The organism is Oceanobacillus halophilus (genome assembly GCF_003628505.1).
Classification (GTDB): Bacteria; Bacillota; Bacilli; order Bacillales; family Amphibacillaceae; genus Oceanobacillus; species Oceanobacillus halophilus.
This window is the reverse complement of record NZ_RBZP01000020.1, coordinates 1-18,235: the sequence shown is the minus strand read 5'-3', so window position 1 is coordinate 18,235 and position 18,235 is coordinate 1. Positions and strand designations below refer to the sequence as shown.

Here is an 18,235-nt window from a genome sequence, read left to right as displayed (position 1 = left end):
AAAGCATAATCGATAGTTTAATGGCAAGGATATAGGCTATACTTTGGCTAGAAGTTTTGGAAAAGGAGAATGATTATGCTGAAACTAACAAAAGTAAGTAAGGTTTACGAAGGGAAAGTTGCCTATCGTGCCTTGACTGATATTAGTTTGGAAATAGAAAAAGGTGAATTTGTAGCTATTATGGGTCCATCTGGAAGTGGTAAAACGACACTATTAAATATCATCTCTACAAATGATACACCTACGACAGGTGAGGTAGAATTAGATGGGGAAAACCCACATAAGCTTAAGAAAAATACTTTGGCGAAATTCAGAAGAAATGAACTGGGATTCATCTTCCAGGATTTCAATTTACTGCATACATTGACTGTTGAAGAAAATATGGTACTGCCACTTACATTAGATGGTACAGGCGTATCAGAAATGAAGGAAAAAGCCCAACAAATTGCCAAGAATCTTGGCATCTCATCCATTATGAATAAACGCACATATGAAATATCCGGAGGCCAGGCGCAGCGGGTTGCCATTGCTAGAGCGATGATTCACGAGCCTAGGCTACTTTTGGCAGACGAGCCAACTGGAAACCTAGATTCGAAGGCGTCAAAGGATGTCATGAAAATGCTTGTATCCATTAATGAAAAGGAAAAAACGAGTTTATTAATGGTAACACATGACCCACAAGCGGCTAGCTACTCAGACCGAGTTGTTTTTATCCGTGATGGAAAGCTTCATTCTGAGATTCATCGTGGAGAGAGTAGACAAGCATTTTTTCAGAAAATAATTGACATGCTTTCGTTGATGGGAGGCGAGGGCAATGACTTTTCGTCAATTCGCGTTTAATAATGTCCTGCGTAATAAACGTCTGTATATTGCTTATTTCCTTAGTAGCCTGTTCACGGTGATGGTATTCTTCACCTTTGCCATCTTTGCCTTTCATCCAACGTTTTCAGATGGATCTATTAATCAAAATGCCCTATTTGGTATGGCAGTCGCTGGTGGAATTATTTATGTGTTTTCGTTTTTCTTTGTTCTGTACTCGATGAGTTCGTTTTTACAGTCGAGAAAGAAAGAGTTTGGCTTGTTGATGATGCTTGGAGCCTCTAACCGGCAAATTCGCTACATGGTATTTTTGGAAAATATTTTAATCGGTTTTTTTGCTACAGTCGGAGGGATCCTGGCTGGTTTGGTGTTCGCAAAAGGCATTCTCTTGGTTGGTGAGAATGTATTAATTATTAGTGAATCACTTTATTTTTATATACCTACCCTTGCTATTATCGTAACGTTCATTAGCTTTATCTTTTTATTTTTCTGTATATCGGTTTTTGTTTCTTTCATACTGCGTACAAATAAACTAATGGATTTAATTAAAGGGGATAAACAGTCCAAAGGAGAGCCGAAAGCGTCTATTTTTCTATCCATTTTTGCAGCATTCCTACTTATTGTAGGTTACGGCACCGCTCTCTATGTGAAGGGTATTTATGTTGTCTTTGTCATGATTCCAGTCATTATCGTTGTGACACTTGGAAACTATTTCTTATTTACCCAATTAAGTGTGTACGTTATACGTCGTTTGAAAAATAATAAATCAATCTTCTGGCGGAAAACAAATATGCTACTATTTTCTGACCTATCGTTCCGAATGAAGGATAATGCTAGGACATTTTTTATGGTAGCCATCATTTCAACGGTTACATTTAGTGCCATTGGATCACTATTTGGATTTCAATCTATCTTAACAAAAGGAGTAAAAGAAGATAATTTTTATACCATTGAATATGTTCCATGGGGGGACGATAGTGAAGAAGTAATGGATGAAGACATAAATAAAATTAACTCGATCTTACAGGCAGAAAATGTAGAAGCAAAGATGGAAGCGATGGAGCTTCCATATTATGAGACAACAGAAGAAAATAATAAGGTGTTAATTGTAAGAGCTAGTGACTATAATCGCTTTGTGGCGTTGACCGAGGAAAAGGAACTTCATCCTGGAGAGAACGAGGCGGTTGCCGTCATACAGAGTAATTCAGGTTTTATGAAAGTATCCAATGCCAGTGAAGAGTTGAGGCAATCTACTCTCAAACTCCGTAACGGACAAGAGATTAAACCGAGTCATGTAATAGAATCAACGGTATTATCACATAGCCGTTATTACGTTGTGAACGACAAGTTTCATAAGCAGCTTGGATCACCTGTTATGAGTGATAGGAGTGTCGTATGGAAAGCGAAGGAAGCGCAAACAGATCATATAATTAAAGTGGGGGAAAAGCTTAATGAACAATTGGAGAATAAGGCTTATTCTGTTGACTATGCAATTTATGAAATCAATAAAGCATACGGACCAATCTTATTTATCGGTTTGTTTATAGGAATTGTATTCTTCGTATCAGCAGGAAGCTTTCTTTATTTCCGATTATTTACTGATTTAGAAGAAGAAAAGCGTAAGTTCCGTTCCATTGCGAAAATCGGATTGACAGAGACGGAGTTGAAGAAGGAAGTAAACCGACAAGTTGCTCTATTATTCTTCTCACCAATTGTTGTTGCGTTAATTCATGGTTCTGTTGCGCTTACTGCTTTGTCTCACATGTTTAATTACGATTTAACGATGGAATCCACCTTCGTATTAGGAAGTTTTGTTTTGATTCAAGTTATTTACTTCCTGGTTGTCCGGTTTTTCTATGTGAAGCAGGTAAAAAGAATGGTGCTTTAAGGAAAGTAGTTCAGATAACGTGGAGATAAAGCAACACATCATATTATATTTCATACCCAAAATAACCGATATTAACACCCTAAATAACATGCAAAACGCTTGGGAAAGGGGACACGGGGACAGGTTCATTGTCCCGCATCGTAGTAGTGCTGTTGGGACGAGGAACCTGTCCCTTCGTCCCACTCTATTACTTTAGTGAAGTGGGGGACTGTGCCCCTGTCTTCCCTTTGGAAAATCTTGGTTCCTCCTATACAATAATAGAAAAGAATGAGTCCCCTCATAAGAAATACCAGTGAGTCAAGAAAGGATGATAACATGTCATCAATAAAAGATGAAATCATTCTAAGAGGATTGAAAGAAAATAATTTAAAAGATATAGATTTAACCATACCAAAGGAAAAGATAACTGTATTTACTGGTCTTTCAGGGTCAGGAAAAAGCTCTGTTGCTTTTGATACATTAGCAACGGAAAGCAGAAGACAAATGACATTGAACTATCCTCAGTATGTCAGGTATCAGATGCCAAGATATGAAAGGCCGCACGCAGATTTGATGCAGAATTTGAGCCCGGTTGTTGTCGTAGAGCAAAGACCGGTAGGGGGCAATTCTCGCTCGACTGTTGGCACGTATATGGATATCCATCCATTGATTCGGCTTCTGTTTTCACGTATAGGGGAGCCGCAGATAGGATCTGCTACGGATTTTTCCAGCCAAAGTTCTTTTGGTAGATGTCCGGAATGTGGTGGATTTGGGGAGGTTATTGCGCCAGACGTAAATAAAATGATTGATTTTAATAAATCACTTCGAGCGTATGCTGTGCAATTTAAGCCATTGTCGCCTTCTGGGTGGCAAGGTAGATGGATGATGACTGGTGGATTATTCGATCCTGATCTACCGATAAAGGACTATTCTGAAGAAAAACGCAACCTGTTATTATATGGTCCCAAAGAAGGGGAACGGGTTTATGCACCGTTCCATACAAAAAATGGTCCGCAACAGCATGAGTGGGATGGGTTATTGCCTCGATTTACGCGTCTCTATATCCATCGAGATGTTTCCAAGCTGAGACAAGTTTCCCAAGAGGATGTCTTAGCCGTTTCCACCCATTCCCTATGCCCTACCTGCCAAGGATCCGGACTTAATCCAAAGGTATTAGAGTGTCGAATTCATGGGTTTCATATCGCCGAATACGATCAATTAGAGTTAACGGAATTACTGGAAGAACTGACAAAGATTAAGGATCCCTTGGGAGAATCTATCGCAAGCCAAGCCATCCCTCCTATCAAACAACTAGTCGACATGGGATTAGGATATCTAAGTCTATCTAGAAAAATGGGAACCCTTTCCAGTGGGGAAGCACAAAGGGTGAAAATTGCTCGTCATTTGGGGAGCAGTCTGAACAATATTACCTACATTTTCGATGAACCAAGTGCGGGACTCCATCCAGAAGAAGTAGATAGGTTAATACATATACTAAAAAGTCTCATAAACCAGCATAATACGGTCATCGTCATTGAACATAATCTATCCGTTATAAAGGTAGCAGATGAAATTATCGAGATGGGACCAGGGGCAGGGGTAAGTGGTGGCAAGGTTGTCTATCAAGGAGACTTAGCTGAACTAAACAACTCGAAAGCCGCAACTTCCCTAAACCACAAGATCCAGATAAATAAGAGTCCAAGAAATCTATCCAGTTATTTTTCCATCAACGGGGCAAGCAACCATAATTTGAAAAATGTTAGCGTAGCAATCCCTAAAAATGTTTTAGTCTCTATATGCGGAGTCTCTGGTTCAGGTAAAAGCTCATTGATGTTGGAAGCATTCACGAAGAAGTTTCCAGAAACCATCAAGGTAGGACAAGGCAGCATAGGAAGGTCTCCCCGGTCGACCCTAGCTACATATATGGGAATTATGGATGATATTCGCTCCTTATTTTCTAAAGAAACAGGACAGCCTGCAGGTTTGTTCAGCTTTAACTCGATAGGAGCATGTCCTATTTGCAAAGGGAAAGGAGTTATGAAGCCAGATGTAGCATTTGCAGATCCGGTGACGATTGCCTGTGAAGCATGTGACGGTACGAGGTACTCCGAAGAGGCATTATCCTATCGCTATCAGGATAAAAATATAGTAGAGATGTTAGAGCTGACGATAGACGAAGCTACCACTTATTTTAATATATCAAAAATCTTAAAAAGAGTGAACACGCTAAAAGAAGTAGGGTTAGGATATTTAACCTTAGGACAGACGACGAGTTCCCTTAGTGGAGGAGAAATTCAACGACTAAAGCTAGCAAGCCACTTGCAAAAAGAAGGGCAAATTTATCTACTTGACGAGCCATCCTTAGGCCTCCATACAAAAGATTATGGAAAACTATTAGATGTATTTCAAAAACTAGTAGACAGAGGTAATTCCGTTATCATTATCGAACACAACCTCGACTTTATAGCAGCAAGCGATTGGGTAATCGAATTAGGTCCAGGAGGAGGAAAAAAAGGCGGACATATCCTATTTGAAGGCACACCAGAAGAAATGTTAACTGCCGATACAGTAACAGCAAAATGGCTGAAAGATGGGATTTGAGAGGGGGACGCGGGGACAGGTTCTTTGTCCCACATCGTGGTAGTGCGGGTGGGACGAGGAACCTGTCCCCGTGTCCCATCACACATACCCATTCACAAAATAACCAATTACTTCAGCAACGTCATCTGTTAACTCAAGTCCAAACTCTTTGGAAATATCTACTGCTATTGCCTCTCGTTTCCCTTTGTGTTTCTTCGTCAATAGAGCACTTGTCTTCAGTAAAAAGGCAAAGGAAGAAAATTCATCCTTTGTTAATGGGGCTGCATGATGGGAAAGAAAATAAAAATTTGCGTCATAACTTTCTATTTTCTCCAATAACATAGACATGTTCTCAATGGTATAGTGCCATTTTTCAGCGTACATATTTGCATATAGGCAGTCACCGAGAAATAGTGCTTTTTCCTCTGGAATATAGAGGATATTCGAATCAGGTGAATGATCGCCGCCAACATGTTCAATCATACAGGTAACTCCGCCAAGATTCAGTTTCAACTGCTTGTCAAAAATGATAGTCGGATCTGGTAGGTTAACCTCTCGATTCCTTCCAAGCTCAAGCTTTATCGCATCTGCACAAAACGGTATTTCAATCCCTTTTTGGACTCGCTCATCTAATGCCTGGTTTTCCCAGGAATACTTTTGCAGTACTTTTATGTTATCGAAAGTCATGGAATTAGCGATGGAAGGCATGTCCATTTCTGATAAGCCAAATACATGATCCCAATGCCAGTGGGTTATGGCTACGATATCTCCGAAAACTTGCTGGGATGCTAATTGCTCTTTAAATAATCTCGCATGACTGGAAGAATTCCCAGCATCAATGAAGAGTGTTTGATCGTTACCTACAATCGCAGCTAATATTGGGCGGTCCGTTTTTTGATAGGAAGGTAGGTAGTAGAGACGTTTGGAAAGTTTTTGTAATGTTTGCATGTCGATGTACTCCCTTAAGAATAATTAATCTTACATATCACTTGTCCTGATGTTTTCCATTATTAACGATGCTGATCAATTAAAATGGGATTCCCGTCTGGATCTTCTAACGTTACATATGCAGGTCCTGATGTTGAATCATCTGCTTCTTGTATTAGTCCCATTCCTTTTTTCTTTAATTCTTTTTGCAAATCTCGAACATCGGTAAAATTCTCTAAATTCTTCGCATTGTTATCCCAACCTGGATTAAACGTGAGAATATTTTTCTCAAACAATCCTTGGAACAGACCAATCAGGGTTTGACCATTTTTCAAGATAAGATAATTGTGGTTCATATCCCCACCTAGTGTTTCAAATCCCAAGTTCTCGTAAAATGCTTTGGATTTTTGAAGATCTTTTACATTTAAGCTGATAGAAAATGCTCCTAATTCCATCTTAACTCCTCCTTCTAATTCGGTTATCCTATTATTTCTATAATGTGAGTTAATCCCTTCTTATTTTGGCTTAAGAAAGACTATAGATTTTCAGCTAATTTTTTAATTACTTTTATTGATTCAGCAGCAAATTTTAGTGAGGCGTCATAATAGTCTTTTCCATATTTTATAAGTGGGTTTAATGAGTACCTCCCATACTTTTGATGGAGTTTCCTCTATAAGAATTTCATCTTTCACAATCAGTTTATTGGTCACCGTATGTACCTTCTTAATAATTATTTACTAATTTTACCATAGTAAATACTGTTAGGCTAAACTACTTTTTTTACTCAATAAGCAACAACATAACGCAATCGGTACCTAATTTTTATATTTCATATTTTCAAGTTTTACAATTTCGTTACCTGTAACTTCATCTCATTCAAATGGATTGGAAGAGGTATATTGAGATGGACAATCCTGCAGCAGCGGCTTTAATAAGCAAAATATAAATGCGAAGGAAGAAGAGTAAATGGCTGAAGAAATTGCAAAGCTCCCTACAGAAGAAGCAAAAAAGTTGTTTAGAAATCCAAATGCGTACTATGAAAAAGGTAAGTGGGAAGGGAAAAAGGAGGGGATAGAAGAAGTAATTAAAATAGGGATAATCTGATGAGTTCATTGCAGAAGTATCAGGTGTTGATAAGGATGAAATAAGGAGAATGAAGATTAATATAGAATTGTGATTAAAGGGTCAGTCCCCCCATTTCACTAAAATGATAGAGAAGCGAGGAAACGTAAGGGGACAGGTTCTTTGTCCCCCTGCACTACTCCAGTTACTTCCAAATAGCCGTATACTTTTTCTTGTATTTTTTATCTTCTACTGTCTCAATTAACGTTATAGCTGTTTGTTTTATTTTCTCGTCATGTAAATGATCGAATAAATTTCTCATGTTTTGAATGATGTCCGAACGAATTAGCGTATAATTTTTTTCGTTTATGCAATTTTTAAAACGATCAACCATGTATTTCATAACCATTTCTTTTTGTTCTCTACCAGCTAATCCAACCTTCCATATGGATTGCAGGCTGTGTCTAGCTGTAACAAATTTCTCATCATATGTTACCTTCCATACTCTTGAAAAATCTCTAAGCATTCTTCGTTCCGGATCGCTTTTTGCTAAATTGGCCAGATATTGTGCAGCACGTGACCGTTGATGGTTATCCTTGTGAGTTAAATCCTCTAGTAATTGATCCCAAACCTCGTAAGCCCAATCCACTTTTTGTTCTGTTGCTTCTAAAATATTTTGATATGCTTCATAGCGTTCATCTTTATCCTTCGATTTTGATTTTTCAAATTCCAGTTCGATTTGACTATTCATTTTCCATTCCCCCTAATTTATAAGCATATCGGTTTGATTAACTTGTATTTGAGAATTTATTTAATTCTCTCCATCATAAAGTTACTTCTGAGCTAGCTGAATAAGATTGCCACACGTATCATCAAAAACAGCTATGGTGACTTCACCCATTTCGGTCGGCTCCATAGTGAATCTCACTCCGTGTTTACTCAATCGTTGAAACGCTTCACGAACATCTACCACTCCAAACATTGTCGCAGGGATGCCTTGATCAAAAATCTTCGTTTGATATTCCTTGGCTGCCGGATTATCATTAGGCTCAAGTACCAGTTCTGTTCCATCTTGATCATCGGGAGAAACTAGCGTAATCCACCTAAATTCTCCTGCTGGAACGTCTTGTTTTTTAACAAAGCCGAGTGTTTCTGTATAAAACTGTAGTGCTTTATCTTGATCTTCCACGAATAAACTTGTTACAATAATTCTCATTTCATTTTCCTCCCTTGATATACCTCAGTGTCTCCGTTTTTAACGTCTAATGGATAGGTTGTTTCTTGCTTTATATAACATAAAAGAGCGGAAAAAATGTTTGGATGTTTACGGTGCTCCCTTAAGAATGAATGTCAGGTTCATTATATACTAGATTAATTAATAAAGGAAAACCAGTGACGCGGCCCACCTCTCCATGAAAAGGGACACGGGGACAGGTTTGTTGTCCCAAGGTTGGGACAACAAACCTGTCCCCGTGTCCCGTGCAGATAAATTGTCTAGCAGATGAAAAAGAAGAATTGGGGGAATCCCCAATTCTAAATAAGTTAGTCGTATATGACGGCTTTTCCTTGTTCCCGTAACTTTTTTAAAGAAGTAAGCATTTGATTTATTTCTTCATCAGAATGTCTCTCCCAGGACTTTAATTCAGCTACTATCTTTAAAGGAGACTTAGACCGATACGAACGTGTTGGGTTTCCAGGAAATCTTTTGTCAGTTACGTTTGGATCATTTTCGAAATCACCTAGGGGCTCTACCAAATAAATTCTTTCTTTTGAATTAGATGTTGCTAATTCAGCACCCCATTTAGCAGCATCTAATGTTGCAGTGAAATAGATATAGTTAGATTTCTTATTTTGATAATTGGATAGGTGTTGTGGCTCTAATAGATCTCCAATTTTTAGTTCTGCTTTCGTGCCATGAAAAAATGGACCATGATCCAAGATTTGTTTATTATCATTCATACTGCTTCTACACCTCTTCTCGATCTAGTTTTGTACCTAGAACAGTATATGTTAGAAATGACTAAAAGAGTAGTCTATTAAAAATCTATAAATCGTAGTAAAATGGAAGTAGAGAGAATGATAAAAACTTCAAATTTATAGTACCTTTTTCGTAAACTCATTATATTTGGTTTGATCTGCACGCAATAAAACTTCATACGTTCTTCCATGTTCTTCGATGCCTAATCGTAGTACAGAATCATCTTTTTTCTTGGCACCAATTGCACCCCCAGCAATCGCACCGACTCCACCGGTTAACACACCACCAATAATGGCACCTGTTGCCGCTTTTCCAACGGAGCGTTTGCTTTGTTCACCCCATTGATATTCCACTAAATTGGCCTCCACTTCATTTAAAATGTCATCTAAAATAATTTGGCCATCTTCACTTCCTTTTCTAATTTTGATTCTTTTACGATCAAATTTCGGGTGGCCACCAATATATTCAAACTCGACTTTTTTTGCTTCTTCTTTAATCGTTTGCTTTTGAGTTTCCCACATTTTCTTTAAAAATCCCATTTTTCATATCTCCCTTTGTTTCGTTTATTTGATAGCCTTCCGCACAATGATTAGATTATTCTTTCTAGATTATTAAAACCATTGCAGTGTCGTCAAAATTAGGTATAACGAAAGAGTCAGTCTCTTATTCGCTAAACTAAATGCACTCAGGGGACTACCTATGAACCATCATTTTTCCTAGAATATCGTAGGAAAAGTAGGTAAAAAATACGTCAATTTTACATAAAATTTACTTGTAGTTGTTATTTTCTTAATATTTTTTCATTATACTTGAACTAGTCTCAAAAATGTCGACGAAAGGGAGATTATGTTGAAAAAAGTCTTATTTGCAATTATGGTCAGTTTTGTGATGTTAGTATTGGTAGCTTGTGGGAACAATGCGGAAGAAAGTAGCTCTGAAGCAGAAGAGCCATCGGAGACAGGAGGAGAAAGTTCCGAGGCGGAAGAAGAAAATGAATCCATCGATACACTTTCGGTGGGATTTGTCCCTTCGAGAGATCCGGATGAAATTATTACCGCAACAGAGCCCCTGAAAGAATTATTAAAAAAGGAAATGGCGTCATTGGGTTATGACATAGGGGAAGTGGATATTACGGTTGGTACAAACTACGAGGCAGTTGGGGAGGCACTATCTGCTGGAACAACCGACATAGGTTTAATTCCAGGTGGTACCTATGTATTGTATGACGATGGGGCTGAGGTTATTTTAACCGCAACACGTGCAGGGTTAAGCATTGATTCGGATGATGCCAAAGATTGGAATGATAATAAGCCTACAGAAGCATCAGATGAACAGGCAACAAGCTACCGTGCTTTAATTATTGCCGGTCCATCTGAAAAAGGACAGGAACTAGCAGAAAAAGTGAATAATGGAGAAGAATTACCCTTTGAAGATGTAAATAGTGCTTCATGGGCGGTCATGTCTTCTTCATCTCCAGCAGGATATATTTACCCTGCATTATGGCTGGATGAAAATTATGGCAAGACCATAACTGATTTAGACAATGTGGTTCAATCCGATTCTTATGGAAGTGCTTTTGCGCGACTGGCGCAAGGACAGATTGATGTCATGGTCACGTATGCAGATGCTAGACGGGACAATGAAGATAAATGGCAAGAGGAATTTGATGGAGAAGGATCCATCTGGGATGATACGAACGTTATTGGTGTTACACCTGGTATTTACAATGATACGGTTAGCGTTAGCAAAAATTCGGAAATTATGGATGATGACTTGAAGTCTGCTATTCAACAAGCATTTATCAATATTGGAGAGACAGAAGAAGGAAAAGAAGTGATCTCGATCTATAATCATGAAGGATATCAAAAAGCAGAGTCTTCTGATTATGATAATGAAAGAAAAGCACAAGAAATGGTGAAGAGCTTTAACTAAAAGGATTCTGATTCAATGAGAGCATCGTTTGTTGGTGTTCTCATTTTTATAGATTGGAGAATTAGAGATGATAGAATTTATCAACGTGGGAAAAACGTATCCGAATAACGTCAAGGCACTAGATAATATTAACCTAAAGATGGAGAAAGGAGAATTTGTAGCAATCATTGGTATGTCAGGTGCTGGTAAATCTACTTTGATACGCTGTATTAACCGGATGCATGATATCACAGAAGGGGAAATCGTGGTGGACGGTGTAAAAGTGAGTTCTTTAAAGGGAAAGGAGATTCGCACATTCCGACGGCGTATCGGGATGATTTTTCAATCCTTTCATCTTGTCACACGTAGCTCCGTCTTAAAAAATGTTCTTGTTTCCTTCGTTCCAGAACTTCCTTTTTGGAGGAAGGTGACAGGTATATTTTCCAAAGAGCAAAAAGTCAAAGCACTGACTGCACTTGATAAAGTTGGAATTCTAGACAAAGCTTATGTTCGTGTGGATCAATTATCAGGCGGTCAGCAGCAACGTGTTGCTCTGGCAAGAACGCTCGCACAGAATCCAGATATCATTCTCGCTGATGAACCGATTGCTTCGCTTGATCCAGTCACGGCAAGACAGGTGATGGATGATTTTACAACGATTAATCGAGAAACGGATATGTCCATTATTATCAATATTCATCATGTCGAAATGGCACTGGAATACGCTGACCGGATTATAGGTGTTAGAGAAGGAAAAATCGTCTATGACGGAAGGGCGGCTGAAGTGACGCAAGAAGTTCTCGATTACATATACAAAGGGCAAACGAACGACAGTGAACCAATGAATAAAGGGGAGAAACGCTATGTATGATAAAATTTTCCCCCCTAGCAAAATTTCACTCCCGAATGGGAAGACTGTTCATGAGAAACGATCGCGAACACCTATTGTCCTCGTACTCGTTTTGCTTGCCACTATTGTCTCTGTCCGTTTCACGAATTTTGACCTGGAGGTTTTGTTTACAAGATGGAAGGAATTTTTTGTGATTATTGGGGAAATGATTCCACCAAAGTGGGATTATTTAGATCATATTTGGAAGCCACTCATGGATACGATCAAGATGTCCCTTTTAGGGTCGATGGTTGGTTCGTTGGCCGCTATTCCAGCGGCATATCTTGCTTCTTCCAATGTGATGAGTAAGCCTGTTGCTGCATGGAGTAAATTTATTCTTAGTATTCTACGGACATTGCCAACACTTGTTACAGCTCTGATAGCAACGTTTATCTTTGGTCTTGGAACGCTTGCTGGCACGGTGGCGATTTTTTTATTTACCATCGCTTATGTCGGGAAGTTACTGTATGAGCAAATTGAGAATGCGGATATGGGTTCATTTGAAGCAATGGAGGCTGGTGGGATGACTAAGATGCAGGCATTCCGTTATGCCATTTTTCCACAGGTCTTGCCAAATTATTTGTCAACGTCTTTATTCTGTTTTGAAGGAAATGTCCGCTATGCTGCCATTCTGGGCTATGTTGGAGCTGGAGGAATTGGGCTCTTGTTAAACGAAGGTCTTGGATGGCGTGATTATGCAAGTGTTGGCATGATTTTGCTGATGCTGATTATTACCGTATATATCATTGAAAAAATCAGCGAACATTTCAGGAAAAAGTTAATCTAAAGGAGGATGCATGATATGGATGCAATTGAAAAACAGCTTTATGCCTCGCCTAGAAATGTACGCTATATCTTTACCGTGACTATCCTCATCTTGCTCTTATTTAGTTGGTCGCTTTCTACGATCAACATGGAAAACATGGAAGAAAGTGGTATGCGGATCGCCGCCAGTATTATAGGAGGAATTCTAAACCCTGATTTAGGATTATTATTTAATGTTACGTCACAAGGTGTGATGTATCTATTGATTGAAACCATGGCCATAGCCTTTCTCGGTACCGTCATCGGCTCCATTCTGGCAATCCCACTTGCATTCTTATCTGCTTCCAATATTGTACCAAAACCTGTTGCTGGACTGACGAGATTGTTGTTAATCGTCATTCGTACGATTCCTGCACTCGTCTATGGTTTAATGTTTATTCGAGTGACAGGGCCTGGTCCATTTGCCGGTGTGTTGACCATTGCCCTCGTATCTATCGGTATGCTTGCTAAATTATTTGTGGATACGATTGAAGAACTGGATACATCAATTTTAGAATCCATGACGTCCATTGGTTGTACGACCTTTGAGAAAATCCGCTATGGAATCTTTCCGCAGCTGTTTTCTATGTTCTTATCGATCATTATTTACCGGTTTGATATGAATCTTAGAGAAGCTTCTGTACTCGGTCTCGTAGGTGCGGGCGGTATTGGAGCACCACTGATTTTTGCTATGAATGCATATCGTTGGAATGAAGTCGGATCGATTCTTATTGGTCTGGTTGTGTTGATTTTGCTGGTGGAACTTTTCTCTAATCGAATTCGAACAAAGCTTGTGAGGGGGACTTAGGATCAGGTACGTCCGTCGGTTCAACTATTATAGCTAAATTCCATGCGGATGTTAAGATATGCTGTATTTGCTACACGGCAACGTCCTAATATCAGAGCTGTGCTAACGTATTATCTTTCACGCTTATTTATTGCTAGATGAAAAGGGTCAGTGCCCCACTTCTCGATCATTTCAAGTGAAGTCGGACAGGGGACATGGGGACAGGTCGATTGTCCCACTGTGCTCATAATCTTTGGGGGACGAGGAACCTGTCCCCGCGTCCCACCTACTTATGGTATACTTTGGTAAAAGATTATGTGGGGTGTTGTGAGGGTGAGTATTCATTTTAATGTGAAGCGAACGATTCATGTTCCGAAACAAAAGGCATTTTATAGTTTGCTTGATCTTAATGCGGCAGAACAGTGGATGCAAGGGTTGGTTCGGATGGAACGGTTGGATGAGGGACCAATTAAAGAGGGAAGCGAATGGAAGGAAACTAGAAAGATGTTTGGGAAAGAGGCTTCTGAACATTTTGAAGTAGTAGAACTGAAGGAAGGCGATAAAATTGTGCTCCGCTGTGATGGAACCAAAGGAACCACAGGTAAAGGGGAATATATTTATACCTATTTCATCACATCATCAGGTGATTATTCTGAAGTTACTTTAGATGGTGAGATAAGAGGACTTACAGGTTTAACCAAAATCTTTGGTAAAATGATGGCAGGAACTTTTAAGAAAGCTTGTGCAAAAGATTTAGATGCTCTGAAGGCCTATTTGGAAAAGCAGAATTAGAACGGCCCCCTTATCAGTTTATAATATGGGTGGGTTTTATTTGGATATAGAAGAAGTATACTTTAGGCATCATACATAACTATGTCCAATGCCTGATGATGGTACCTATTATAATCAAGATAAATAGTTTAATTAAGCTTGCTAAGCATATGATCGCTTCACCAATCATGGAAAGAATTCATGGAACACCAAGAAAGAAATGATTAACGGGTAACACAGTTTGGAATATAGAAGCCAATAATATAAATACCAAGCATGCTGTATATATAAAAATTAAAGTCGCATTTTTCTTAGAAAAATGCGACTTGTTTAAGGAAAGATTAATTAAGCTCCTTCCACCATATCTCTTCTTTGATAACCAAGATAACCAATGATCATGAGAGCAATGCTAATTACGGTAATGGTAATGAAAATGGCTGCATCAAATTCTTCAATTGGCATTTGCGGTATCCAACTTTGGATGGCTGTTTTTGATAACCAATCTGGTAAATCTAAGATACCACCAAAGTAGTTTAATAGAAAGGAATAGGCAAGATAAATATACACTACTTTACCTATTCTCGGAGCCCATCCAAGAGCTAATGCAGCAAGACTAGTAAAGAATAAGACGGCCGGTAAGAAGTTGAATCCGGCAGCAAGGAAATCCACGATATCCATCGTTAATTCATCTCCCATAGCACCGATAGCCGTAGCCCCAAGGCCAACTGCAGCTAATAGAATTCCTAGTAAACCTGCGACAATCGCTAAACCAACACTGGTCCAATATAATTGACTGCGGGTCACTTTTGACGCATAAAGCTGACTTAAGTGTAAACGGCTTTCTTCTGTGAATAGTTTATTCACAATAGCTATTGGTAAGATTGAAACCAAAGCCATCATAACCATCATGATCGTTCCTGTGAAGGACTCTTCAATAGAAATACCGGAATGAGTAAACATTTGCTTCATCATATCATTACTTTCAAGGAAGGTCTGCATGTCTCCATAAATCGAACCATAGGCAGCTCCCATAATAACAAATGCAATCAGCCAGCTAATTATAACGCCTCTGTTGTTTCTCGTAAATAAACCACGGACAGATAGCAAGGATTTCTTAGCATGTTCTCGACCTTCTCTTTCCGGAAGATAGCCAGCCCCCATATCGCGTCCTCCTTCAAGGCTAAAGGCAATGACCATCAAAATGAAAATAAAAATCAAGGCAAAAAGAAGAGGGAACCAGTTATTTTCTGTAAAAGGATAGGTTAGATAGGTCCACCCTAAAGGATTAAACATGGACAAGTCTACATTGGAGACATCTGTCCCCGCACGAATAATATAAAGTAATCCAATGATGCCAAGTGCTGATCCTGTTGCACCAGAGGAAGCAGGCATAATTTGCGCCATAACTAGAGCAATTCCAGCGCCAAGAATACCAGCAATTCCGATGGATGCTCCTAGTAAAAAGGAACCTTCCGCAGAAATGGTATCAGCGCCAAAGCTTACCATGACTCCACCGATAAAAAGTGCTAATATCACGTTAATGAAAAGAATCTCCATCATGGCAGCAAGCGAATTTGCTTGACGTCCAATTTGAAATGAGCGCACTAGTTCCGTCAGTCCGAGATCCTCTTCTTTACGTGTGTGACTTACGACATGCAGTACAGAAATGACCATCGCAAATAATCCGCAGAATAGTAACATTTCATGAGCATACATGGCTCCTAACGTATAATCACCAGCTGTTTCAATCGGAGTAGGGCCTACCATCGCGATCATCGCAGGATTTTGCAGTGTTTCGTACATGGCAAGCAATCCTTGACCTTTTGCTATTTCTTCAAAGGCTGGAACGAAGGCAGCTGAAAACAAACCAAGCCCTAATACCCAAATCATTATTTTTTTCCAATCGCGTTTGAGATAAAGCAAAAAAAGTGTATCCCAGCGAGCGAATTTTTCCTTCATCAACTTTCAACCTCCTTTCAGTAGTTATCCTTCATAATGACGCATGAATAAATCCTCAAGTGTTGGTGGCACCGATTCAAACTTCTTAACCCCTAATTTGCTTGCCTTTGCTAAAATATCATTTAAGTACTGATTTTCGACGGAGAATGTTGCTTGATTATCTTGTTGTTTGAAATCAAAGACCCCATTCATAGCTGCTATTTCCGCCACATTTTCTTCTGTTTGAAGCGTGATGGTAGAACGAGTCAGGTGACGCAGTTCATCGAGGGTGCCAGTTTCCACAATCTCGCCTTGACGAATAATGACAACCTTATCAGCCAAACGCTCGACCTCACTCAAAATATGAGAGGATAGAAGAATCGATTTGCCTGCTTCCTTAATTTTTTCTACTTCTTCTTGGAAAATAGCCTCCATCAAAGGGTCAAGGCCAGAAGTTGGTTCATCAAAAATGTATAAATCCGAATCCGCAGATAATGCCGCAATCAACCCAACCTTTTGACGATTTCCTTTTGAATACCCTTTGGCTTTTTTCTTAGGATCCAATTCAAAGCGCTTAATTAAATAGTCGCGTTTTTGCTTATCCCCGCCACCATGCAGCTTAAGGAATAAATCAATAATTTCCCCACCAGTCAGATTTCCCCACAGGGTAACATCCCCTGGAACATAGGAGATTCGTTTATGAATTTCCAGGCTCTCTTTCCAAACATCCTTCCCGAATATCTCTGCATGACCTGCATCTCGCTTAATAATTCCTAGCAAAATGCGAATAGTCGTCGATTTGCCAGACCCGTTTGGACCAATAAAACCAACCACCTCTCCAGCACGTACCGTGAAATTCACATCACGTAATGCTTGAAACTTCCCAAAATTTTTCTGTAATCCTTGGATATTTACAATTTCCGTCATAACACGGACACCTCTCTTTTGGTATATTAACCTCTCTTTATTGCGTGCTTTTCCATAGAAAGACAAGATACTCTATTTGTAAAAGCTGTTCTTCAGTATTTCAGAATAAAGCTCCCATTCCTTGAGGTATTGATCTCCAAATTCACCAATATCTTCAAAGGTATTTATTTGTTTGATGGCCTTGTCTCCGAATCCAAACATCGTCCAATTCAGGATTTCAATAGCCTTTTCGATATCGATTCCTTCCCGAAACTTCGAGTAATCAATATGTTTAAATATGATCTCTGTGCCACGCTCATAGACTGGATCTACTTTTTGTTTAATGATATCTTTTACCTCAGGCGATTCCTCTTGGATAGAGGAAGCTAGGAAATCAAATACATGAGGATACTTGCTATGGATATGCAGTTTCTGCCATCCAATTTTTTCGATTCTTTTAAATAGATCCGTTTCGTCTAAATCGATTTTTTCATAAAGATGTTTTTCAATGACGTGAATGCCGTGGTCAATTAAGAATACATAAAGGTCCTTCTTGTTATTAAAATAATTAAATAGGGAACCTTTGGAGATTTTTGCCTCTTTGACTATTTCATTTGTCGATGCTTTGTCAAATCCATTTCGGACAAATTCTTTGATTGCTGCGTTAATAATAAGTTCTTTTTTCTCAGGTTTTAACTTATGAAAATTGGAGTTAATGGTTGTCGTCTCCTTTCTTTGGAGTTTGACCGATATGGTCAATTATATCTTAGCATGAAATGACCAGTGTGGTCAATGGCGTTGATGAAAAAGTAAAAGTGCTACATACCTTAAGTTATATAGTTATGATGATTGTTTTTCATTTCAAATACTGGTAAAATATACTTGTTATAAATATTGAAAATTCAGAAAGGGTGAGAAGCTTTGACTACTTCTACTGTTATACTAGAAGAAAAACAAGATTATACAGACCATGATCGACTTTTTAAAGAACTCATT

General features: G+C 38.9%; 18 protein-coding genes. 9 read left to right on the top strand and 9 right to left on the bottom strand.

Annotation, left to right across the window (positions count from 1 at the left end; translation table 11 throughout):
- Window positions 1-75 precede the first annotated feature (75 nt).
- From D8M06_RS16520 to D8M06_RS16510, 3 genes are all read left to right on the top strand, one after another.
- On the top strand, window positions 76-840 hold the full coding sequence (locus D8M06_RS16520; RefSeq protein ID WP_121205694.1) for an ABC transporter ATP-binding protein: 765 nt from the start codon (window positions 76-78) through the stop codon (window positions 838-840).
- Window positions 815-2,707, top strand: coding sequence for an ABC transporter permease (locus tag D8M06_RS16515; protein WP_121205693.1), 1,893 nt, complete (start codon window positions 815-817; stop codon window positions 2,705-2,707). Before D8M06_RS16520 ends, D8M06_RS16515 begins: the two co-directional genes overlap by 26 nt.
- Before the next feature lie 315 nt (window positions 2,708-3,022).
- A complete protein-coding gene (locus D8M06_RS16510) occupies window positions 3,023-5,287 on the top strand; it encodes an ATP-binding cassette domain-containing protein (RefSeq protein ID WP_121205692.1) in 2,265 nt (754 codons plus the stop codon).
- Between the two features lie 78 nt (window positions 5,288-5,365).
- On the opposite strand, the gene D8M06_RS16505 is transcribed toward D8M06_RS16510, so the two are convergent.
- Window positions 5,366-6,214: an MBL fold metallo-hydrolase gene (locus D8M06_RS16505; protein ID WP_121205691.1), complete on the bottom strand. Its 849-nt coding sequence runs from the start codon at window positions 6,212-6,214 to the stop codon at window positions 5,366-5,368.
- Window positions 6,215-6,276: 62 nt separating this feature from the next.
- Window positions 6,277-6,648 carry a VOC family protein gene (locus D8M06_RS16500; protein ID WP_121205690.1) on the bottom strand — a complete coding sequence of 124 codons (372 nt, stop codon included), beginning with the start codon at window positions 6,646-6,648 and terminating at the stop codon, window positions 6,277-6,279.
- A gap of 511 nt (window positions 6,649-7,159) precedes the next feature.
- Here D8M06_RS16500 and D8M06_RS19905 point away from each other — a divergent pair.
- Window positions 7,160-7,297 (top strand): hypothetical protein, encoded by a 138-nt coding sequence (locus tag D8M06_RS19905; RefSeq protein WP_158591812.1) that lies wholly within the window; start codon window positions 7,160-7,162, stop codon window positions 7,295-7,297.
- Window positions 7,298-7,460: 163 nt separating this feature from the next.
- Here the strand turns inward: D8M06_RS19905 and D8M06_RS16495 are convergent, their stop codons facing one another.
- The 4 genes from D8M06_RS16495 to D8M06_RS16480 form a co-directional block, all read right to left on the bottom strand.
- Window positions 7,461-8,006: a hypothetical protein gene (locus D8M06_RS16495; RefSeq protein ID WP_121205689.1), complete on the bottom strand. Its 546-nt coding sequence runs from the start codon at window positions 8,004-8,006 to the stop codon at window positions 7,461-7,463.
- 81 nt (window positions 8,007-8,087) lie between these two features.
- Window positions 8,088-8,471: a VOC family protein gene (locus D8M06_RS16490; protein ID WP_121205688.1), complete on the bottom strand. Its 384-nt coding sequence runs from the start codon at window positions 8,469-8,471 to the stop codon at window positions 8,088-8,090.
- A 326-nt stretch (window positions 8,472-8,797) separates the two neighbouring features.
- Window positions 8,798-9,214: an NAD(+)--rifampin ADP-ribosyltransferase gene (gene arr, locus D8M06_RS16485; RefSeq protein ID WP_121205687.1), complete on the bottom strand. Its 417-nt coding sequence runs from the start codon at window positions 9,212-9,214 to the stop codon at window positions 8,798-8,800.
- A 135-nt stretch (window positions 9,215-9,349) separates the two neighbouring features.
- On the bottom strand, window positions 9,350-9,772 hold the full coding sequence (locus D8M06_RS16480) for a hypothetical protein (RefSeq protein WP_121205686.1): 423 nt from the start codon (window positions 9,770-9,772) through the stop codon (window positions 9,350-9,352).
- A 307-nt stretch (window positions 9,773-10,079) separates the two neighbouring features.
- On the opposite strand from D8M06_RS16480, the gene D8M06_RS16475 reads away from it, so the two are divergent.
- From D8M06_RS16475 to D8M06_RS16455, 5 genes are all read left to right on the top strand, one after another.
- Window positions 10,080-11,165 carry a phosphate/phosphite/phosphonate ABC transporter substrate-binding protein gene (locus tag D8M06_RS16475; protein ID WP_121205685.1) on the top strand — a complete coding sequence of 362 codons (1,086 nt, stop codon included), beginning with the start codon at window positions 10,080-10,082 and terminating at the stop codon, window positions 11,163-11,165.
- 67 nt (window positions 11,166-11,232) lie between these two features.
- Entirely contained in the window at window positions 11,233-12,015 is a 783-nt protein-coding gene (gene phnC, locus D8M06_RS16470) for a phosphonate ABC transporter ATP-binding protein (protein WP_121205684.1), read from the top strand.
- Window positions 12,008-12,820 carry a phosphonate ABC transporter, permease protein PhnE gene (gene phnE / locus D8M06_RS16465; protein WP_121205683.1) on the top strand — a complete coding sequence of 271 codons (813 nt, stop codon included), beginning with the start codon at window positions 12,008-12,010 and terminating at the stop codon, window positions 12,818-12,820. The genes phnC and phnE (D8M06_RS16465) overlap by 8 nt, the downstream gene beginning before the upstream one ends.
- 15 nt (window positions 12,821-12,835) lie before the next feature.
- Window positions 12,836-13,645, top strand: coding sequence for a phosphonate ABC transporter, permease protein PhnE (phnE, locus tag D8M06_RS16460; protein ID WP_194074647.1), 810 nt, complete (start codon window positions 12,836-12,838; stop codon window positions 13,643-13,645).
- A gap of 312 nt (window positions 13,646-13,957) precedes the next feature.
- Window positions 13,958-14,416, top strand: coding sequence for an SRPBCC family protein (locus D8M06_RS16455; protein WP_121205681.1), 459 nt, complete (start codon window positions 13,958-13,960; stop codon window positions 14,414-14,416).
- Window positions 14,417-14,740: 324 nt separating this feature from the next.
- Here D8M06_RS16455 and D8M06_RS16450 read toward each other — a convergent pair whose 3' ends face one another.
- The 3 genes from D8M06_RS16450 to D8M06_RS16440 all read right to left on the bottom strand — a co-directional run bounded on the left by D8M06_RS16450 (window position 14,741) and on the right by D8M06_RS16440 (window position 17,998).
- Complete coding sequence (locus D8M06_RS16450) at window positions 14,741-16,354, bottom strand: ABC transporter permease (protein WP_121205680.1); 1,614 nt, start codon at window positions 16,352-16,354, stop codon at window positions 14,741-14,743.
- Between the two features lie 24 nt (window positions 16,355-16,378).
- On the bottom strand, window positions 16,379-17,260 hold the full coding sequence (locus D8M06_RS16445; protein WP_121205679.1) for an ABC transporter ATP-binding protein: 882 nt from the start codon (window positions 17,258-17,260) through the stop codon (window positions 16,379-16,381).
- Between the two features lie 72 nt (window positions 17,261-17,332).
- Complete coding sequence (locus tag D8M06_RS16440) at window positions 17,333-17,998, bottom strand: TetR/AcrR family transcriptional regulator (RefSeq protein ID WP_241558973.1); 666 nt, start codon at window positions 17,996-17,998, stop codon at window positions 17,333-17,335.
- Between the last annotated feature and the right edge of the window lie 237 nt (window positions 17,999-18,235).